Origin of the sequence: Streptomyces huiliensis, assembly GCF_020037025.1 — a bacterium.
Taxonomy (GTDB): domain Bacteria; phylum Actinomycetota; class Actinomycetes; order Streptomycetales; family Streptomycetaceae; genus Streptomyces; species Streptomyces huiliensis.
Genome location: NZ_JAIQLH010000337.1, coordinates 1 through 2,927, shown reverse-complemented (window position 1 = coordinate 2,927; position 2,927 = coordinate 1). Strand labels below are relative to the sequence as shown.

Annotated in this window: 2 protein-coding genes and 1 pseudogene; 1 reads left to right on the top strand and 2 read right to left on the bottom strand. The window is 74.6% G+C overall.

Annotation, left to right across the window (positions count from 1 at the left end):
- Both JNW98_RS32765 and JNW98_RS32760 read right to left on the bottom strand, forming a co-directional pair.
- A pseudogene (locus JNW98_RS32765) lies at positions 1-497 on the bottom strand (N-acetylmuramoyl-L-alanine amidase); the annotation flags it as partial.
- A 225-nt stretch (positions 498-722) separates the two neighbouring features.
- A complete protein-coding gene (locus JNW98_RS32760) occupies positions 723-1,838 on the bottom strand; it encodes a phosphotransferase (RefSeq protein ID WP_223771937.1) in 1,116 nt (371 codons plus the stop codon).
- A gap of 312 nt (positions 1,839-2,150) precedes the next feature.
- Here JNW98_RS32760 and JNW98_RS32755 point away from each other — a divergent pair.
- The coding region (locus JNW98_RS32755; RefSeq protein ID WP_504755626.1) for an NsdA family TPR-like regulatory protein at positions 2,151-2,927 on the top strand (777 nt) is incomplete at its 3' end.

Genomic DNA, 2,927 nt, shown 5'->3' with positions numbered 1-2,927 from the left:
CCCGTGAGACGGGCGGCCCGGTCCAGGGTGCGCAGCCGCTCCGGGAGCGCGCCGGCCGAGGGCAGGGCGCGGTCCGCGGCCCGGTGCGGACGGGCGGTGTCGCCGCGCGCGTCCTCGCCGGACCCGCTGTGGTGCGGCCGCTCCGGGGCGCCGGCCAGGGCCGTCGCGGCGTCGGTGAGGTGCATCGGGCCGTAGCCGCCCGTGACGCTGGGCGCCCCGGCGTGGGTGTCCCAGCGCGACTGGAGGTAGGAGACGGCCAGCAGGACGCTCGACGGCACGTGGTACTCGGCCGCCGCCCGGGCGAAGTCCCGCTGGAGCGCGTCCGGGCCGGTCGCGGCGGTGCCGGCGGCGTCGGCGGCCGGCAGGCCGGAGACCAGCGGGAGCAGCAGGGCGGCCGACGCGAGCGCGCCGGCCGCCCTGCGGGCATGCCTGTTCCGTCGGGCTCTTCGGGAAGGTCTCGGCAGCGTGTGCGCCGGATCGGGAGCGGGAGCTCGCAAGGCAGCCTCCTCATGGACGGGCCGGGCCGTACCGTGCGCCGGAGTGGTGGCGACCCGAACCTACCAAGCGGCGATGCCGAGCAGACGATCCGTCAATCAGACTGGAACGCGTGTTATGGGCACGTCAACGCCTGGGCTGCGAGAACCTCTCCGGCCCCTGAGCCGGAGGGGTGAACGCCGACACGCCGCGCCCGGGGCACGGCGTGTCGGCAGGGAGCGGGGGCGTCAGCGGGTGCCCACCGCGGCTCGTACGGCCCGTCGGGCCAGCGCGCAGTCGTCGTGCAGCCGCCGCAGCAGGAGCCGCTGCTCCTCGCCGGTGTCCGGGGTGCCCGGCGGGACCGGCTCCCGCTGGGCCCGCTGCACGGCCAGCTCGTACGTCCGGATCTCGCGGGTGAGCACGAGCATCAGATTCACCAGAAAGGCGTCACGGGACGTCGTCCCCGCGGCCTGCGCGTGCTGGCTGATCTGCCGGCGGGCCAGCGGAGCGTCCCCCAGCACCGTCCACAGGGTGGCGAGGTCGTACCCCGGCAGGTACCAGCCCGCCTGGCCCCAGTCGACCAGCACCGGGCCCGCGGGGGAGAGGAGCATGTTGGCGAGCTGCGCGTCGCCATGGCAGAACTGGCCCTGGACGTGCGCCAGTCCGTGCAGCAGCTTCTGCAGGTCGCCCATGTCCCGGTCGGTGAGCAGGCCGAGCTCGTGGTAGCGGGTGATGTGCTTGGCGTAGTCGAGCGGCATGTCGAACATGCCGACCGGCGGCTGCCAGAGGTTGACCCGGCAGACCGCGCCGAGCGCCACCCGTACGTCGGCGCGCGGCGGGGTGTCCGAAGGATGCCGCCGGGTGGCGGCCGGACGGCCCGGCATGCGCTCGACGACCAGGACACCGTTCTCCGGATCCGCGGCGATCAGCCGCGGCACCCGGATCGGCGGACGATGCCGCACGAACGTGCGGTACGCCGCTATCTCCTGCCGGAACCGCTCCGTACCCGCGGGCGAGCGGTCCAGTAAACACTTCGCCACGGCGCCGGTGCGGCCGGCGGTGCCGACCAGCAGCACGGAGCGCCCGCTCCGGCGCAGCACCTGGCCGGGAGCGAACTCCGGGCAGACGTGGTGCACCGACGCGATCAGCGAGCGCAGCTCGGGGCCGTCGGGGCCGGACAGGTCGATTCTCCCGCCGACGGGCGGTGTGCCGAGCCCCGGGCCCCTCCGCGTCCGTCCGCCCCCGAACGCGGCCCCCACGGCGTGGGAGGGGTCGAGGTACGGTCCGCCGCCCTGCGGCGGGCGGAGCTGCTGCGGCCGCGGGGGCCGGAGCGGAGCGGACACGGAGGCCGATGCTGCATACATGGGCGGAACAGATCCCTTCGTGTGCCGGCGAATTGCGGTGCGCCTCCGGACCGCCCCCGCCGGCGCGGGGGCGCTTCCGGCCCTTCCCGCCCGAAGGCCCGGCCCAGCCCGACCGTATGACGATCGGACCGGACCACGGCCGCCGCGCACCCTGGGGAATGCGCGCCGGGTGGTCGGGGTGGCGCGTTCCTACATCACACCCGTCGACGGGTGGCACACCATCTGGCGGACCCTGGCGAACCCTGGCGAATAGTCGCCTGGCATCCGAGGGGCCGCTACCTTCAAGTCAGCCGAGGAACCTGGGGGCTTGACGTGACGAGGGAACCCAACACCCGCCTGGCGGATCTGTTCGGACTGGCCGGATGGTCCAAGGGCGAGCTCGCGAGGCTGGTCAACCGGCAGGCGGCGGTCATGGGACATCCGCAGCTGGCGACCGACACCTCACGGGTGCGGCGCTGGATCGACATGGGGGAGTCCCCGCGCGATCCCGTGCCCCGGGTGCTGGCCGCCCTCTTCACCGAGCGCCTCGGTCGTGTCGTGACCATCGAGGACCTCGGGTTCGGCCGGCGCGGGCGAGCGGGCAAGGGGCAGTCGCAGGACGGACTCCCCTGGCCGCCCGAGCGGACCGCCGCGGTCCTCACCGAATTCACGGGAATGGACCTCATGCTCAACCGACGCGGCTTGGTGGGCGCGGGCGCCGCGCTCGCCGCAGGCTCAGCACTCAGCGGGGCGATGCACGACTGGCTGCACTCCGATCCGGTGCTCGCCTCGGACGCCCCCCGTTTCGACGACCCTCTGCACCGCGCCTCCTACCCCGGCCACGCCGAGCAGGCGGGCTTCGAGCGGTACGAGGCGGCCCCCGTGGGCTCGTCCGAGATCGACGAGCTGGAGCGCTCGGTCGACATCTTCCGCGCGTGGGACGCGGCCCGCGGCGGCGGGCTCCAGCGCAAGGCCGTCGTCGGCCAGCTCAACGAGGTGGGCGGCATGCTCGCGTACCGCCACCCCGAACACCTCCAGCGCAGGCTCTGGGGGGTGGCGGCCAACCTGGCGGTGCTGGCCGGCTGGATGTCCCACGACGTGGGGCTGGAG

What these genes read in the sequence shown, in the direction of transcription:
- JNW98_RS32760 (WP_223771937.1), bottom strand. Translation starts at nt 1,838, where the DNA reads ATGTATGCAGCATCGGCCTCCGTGTCCGCTCCGCTCCGGCCCCCGCGG.